The sequence below is a fragment of the Acidovorax sp. GW821-FHT09B03 genome (assembly GCF_059418305.1).
The window spans coordinates 1-3,149 of the sequence record NZ_JBWKPP010000043.1; the positions used below are offsets into that span (position 1 = coordinate 1).

Here is a 3,149-nt window from a genome sequence, read left to right on the forward strand (position 1 = left end):
GTGCGTGTGTCCTTCGGCACACGCACCCACCCCAGCTCCTGCGCTTCTCGGCGCAGCCAGCAGGGGTGGGGAGCGGGGTCCGGACGGCTGCTGCTTCGCAGCTGCGCCGGGTGTCGGTTACGCGCTGCGCGCTGCCGACAGGTGGGGCGCTATCGCTGTGCCCGGGCCCAGCGCGGCGAGGTAGTTGGGGCGCCTCCGCGGGGGCGGAGTAGGTACAAAACGGGGGGCTGGCTGCGTCGCCTGCTTGGCGATTCGGTTGGCACGGTGGATGATGGCGCCTTGTCCGCCTCTCGTGAAAAAACGGAACGACCGCCATGAACGAAGAGCTCACCGCACTGGCCCGGTCCCTGGACCTGGCGCATGAATCCAACGCGCAGCTGCGCTATGCCTTCGGCTTGGCCTGCGTGGAGCGGGTGCGGCATCTGCTGGAGGATGCGCGCGCAGTGGCGGCGCTGGACCGCCTGGGGGCCTATGTGGCGGGCGCGCTGGACTTTGCCGGGCTGGAGGCTGCCCGCGGCGAGGTGGAGCGGGTCGCGAGAAGCCACCCGGGATCGAAGTCGATCGACGGCACGGCGCATGCGGCCGTGTCGGCGACGAATGCGGTGGCACACGCGCTGGCCGGGCGTGCGCTGGATGCTGCCAGCTACGCCGCCTATGCCTCGGTGTATGCCTATGGCGGTGCGGCGGTGATGGACCGGTCTGCCTTTGGCGATGAATTCCGGTGGCAGGTGCAGGCGCTCACGCGGCTGGCGGGGCAGCGCTCGGCGGCATAGTTCAGGGCGACGCTGGCGCTCCCTGAGCCCCTTGCGGTGCTTGCCCTGCCTGTTCTTCTGCGCCGTGGCCGTCGCCGTTGCGCAGGCTGGCAACCTTGTGGGCAAGCGCCTCGATACCCGGCGGCGATAGATCCGCCGCGTCCACCACCTGCCGCTGCTCCCAGGCGCGGAAGTACGAGCGGTGCGAGCGGGCGTACGAGGGGTCGTAGTGCCGTGTGGCCAGGGCCTCGAACAGCTGGGGCAACTGGCGCGCGAGGGCCATGGCCTGCCAGGCGGCGATGGTTTCGTTGCCGTGCAGGGGTTTCAAGGGCGCCAGCTGGTCGGCCAGCCACTGGGGGCGGTCGCCCAGGTAGGCGTAGTCGCGCAGCAGGTATTCCACGCGCGCGGCGGTGCTGGCGCGCAGCTCGATGCAGGGGCTGGCGCGCATGCGTTCGACCAGGATGAGGGGCACGGTGAGTCGGCCGATGCGGCGGCCTTCGCCCTCGATGTACAGGGGGCGGGCCGGGTCCAGGTGTTCGAGCACGCTGGCGATGGCGGTTTCGAAGGCGGTTTGCGAGGGCTGGGCCACATCGGGCAGGGCGCCGAGCAGCGAGCCCTTGTGCCGGGCCAGGGCCTCCAGGTCCAGCACCTGCTGGCCCTGTGCGGCCAGGGCGTGCAGCAGCCGGGTCTTGGCGGTGCCGGTGGCGCCACACAGCACCACCAGGGGCAGGGCGGGGGCGCGCTGTGCGATGGTGTCGATGACGTGGCGGCGCCAGGCCTTGTAGCCACCGGCCAGTTGCTGGGCGTCCCAGCCCACCATGCGCAGCCAGGTGGTCATGGAGCCGCTGCGCAGGCCGCCGCGCCAGCAGTAGACCAGGGGCTTCCAGCCCGGCGGGCGGTCGGCCAGCGGGCCCTGCAGGTGGCGCGCCAGGTTGGCGGCCACCATGGCGCCGCCCACGCGCCGCGCCTCGAAGGCGCCGACCTGCTTGTACAGGGTGCCGACGATGCGCCGCTCTTCGTTGTCGAGCACGGGCAGGTTGATGGCGCCGGGGATGTGGTCGATGGCGTACTCGGCCGGGCTGCGCGCGTCGATCAGGGTGTCGAAGGCGTGCCGGTCGTGCACGCGCGTGGGCTCTTTCATGGCGCCACCGTGAGGCCGGCGGGGCCGCCTGTTGAGTCGTCCCTCATGTGCCCTACCACGGCGGCATCGGCAAAGCCCTGCTCGCGGAAGGTGCGCAGCACGGCATCGACCGCCTGCGGCGCGCAGCTGACCAGCAGGCCGCCGCTGGTCTGCGGGTCGGTGAGCAGCGCCTGGGCGGTGGCGGGCAGGCTGTCGGCCAGCGTGACCTCGGCGCCATAGCCCTCCCAGTTGCGGCGCGATGCGCCGGTGACGATGCCTTGTTCGGCCCAGGCGGCCACGCCGCCCAGCAGCGGCAGGCGGTGCCAGTCGAGCACGGCGCGCAGGCCGGCGCCGCGCGCCATCTCCAGCGTGTGGCCGGCGATGCCGAAGCCGGTGACGTCGGTGAGGGCGTGCACGCCGTCCAGCTCGGCCAGCGCGATACCGGGGGTGTTCAGGCGCGTGGTGGTGTCCACCAGGCGGGCGTAGCCGGCGTCGTCGAGCAGGCCTTTCTTCAGCGCGGCCGAGAGCACGCCCACGCCCAGTGGCTTGCCCAGCACCAGCACGTCGCCGGCGCGCGCATCGCGGTTGCGGCGCACGCGCGCGGGGTGCACCAGGCCCATCACGACCAGGCCGTAGATGGGCTCGACCGAGTCGATGGTGTGGCCGCCGGCAATCGGTATGCCTGCCGCGCTGCACACGGCCTGGCCGCCTGCGAGCACGCGGCCGATGACCTCCACCGGCAACTGGTTGACCGGCATGGCCACGATGGCCAGCGCCATGATGGGGCGCCCGCCCATGGCATACACATCACTGATGGCATTGGTGGCCGCGATGCGCCCGAAGTCGAACGGGTCGTCGACGATGGGCATGAAGAAGTCGGTGGTGGCGATGAGGGCCTGCTCGTCGTTGAGCTGGTAGACGGCGGCGTCGTCGGCGGTTTCGATGCCTACCAGCAGTTCTTTGGGGAGCAGTGCGGCGAGTCCTGCGCCGCTGGTTTTCAGGATTTCGGAGAGGACGCCGGGGGCGATCTTGCAGCCGCAGCCGCCGCCGTGGGAGAACTGGGTGAGGCGGATGGGGGTGGGGCTTGGCGTGGTCATGAGGGCGTGCTTGCTGCGGCGGCTGTCTGGATTGTTGGTATTGTGCTTTGTGGCGCAGTTGTAGGGCTTGGTTTCGATGGGTGCCGCGTGCCTTTGTCGAGGGCGGAGGCCGGGATGTGCGCCCGGCGGCGCACCCACCTTCTTTTGCGTCGCCAAAAGAAGGTGGGCCAAGAAAAGGCG

The 3,149-nt window shown here is 71.0% G+C and carries 3 protein-coding genes; 1 reads left to right on the forward strand and 2 read right to left on the reverse strand.

The features are described from left to right. The first annotated feature begins 314 nt into the window (after positions 1 to 314). Positions 315 to 773, forward strand: coding sequence for a putative immunity protein (locus AC07PA_RS32610; protein WP_007856205.1), 459 nt, complete (start codon positions 315 to 317; stop codon positions 771 to 773). 1 nt (position 774) lies between these two features. Here the strand turns inward: AC07PA_RS32610 and mnmH are convergent, their stop codons facing one another. Next, positions 775 to 1,893: a tRNA 2-selenouridine(34) synthase MnmH gene (gene mnmH / locus AC07PA_RS32615; protein WP_494610353.1), complete on the reverse strand. Its 1,119-nt coding sequence runs from the start codon at positions 1,891 to 1,893 to the stop codon at positions 775 to 777. Then, a complete protein-coding gene (gene selD / locus AC07PA_RS32620; protein ID WP_494610352.1) occupies positions 1,890 to 2,969 on the reverse strand; it encodes a selenide, water dikinase SelD in 1,080 nt (359 codons plus the stop codon). The genes mnmH and selD overlap by 4 nt, the downstream gene beginning before the upstream one ends. Positions 2,970 to 3,149: the final 180 nt, after the last annotated feature.

What these genes read in the sequence shown, in the direction of transcription:
- AC07PA_RS32610 (WP_007856205.1), top strand. Translation starts at nt 315, where the DNA reads ATGAACGAAGAGCTCACCGCACTGGCCCGGTCCCTGGACCTGGCGCAT.
- mnmH (WP_494610353.1), bottom strand. Translation starts at nt 1,893, where the DNA reads ATGAAAGAGCCCACGCGCGTGCACGACCGGCACGCCTTCGACACCCTG.
- selD (WP_494610352.1), bottom strand. Translation starts at nt 2,969, where the DNA reads ATGACCACGCCAAGCCCCACCCCCATCCGCCTCACCCAGTTCTCCCAC.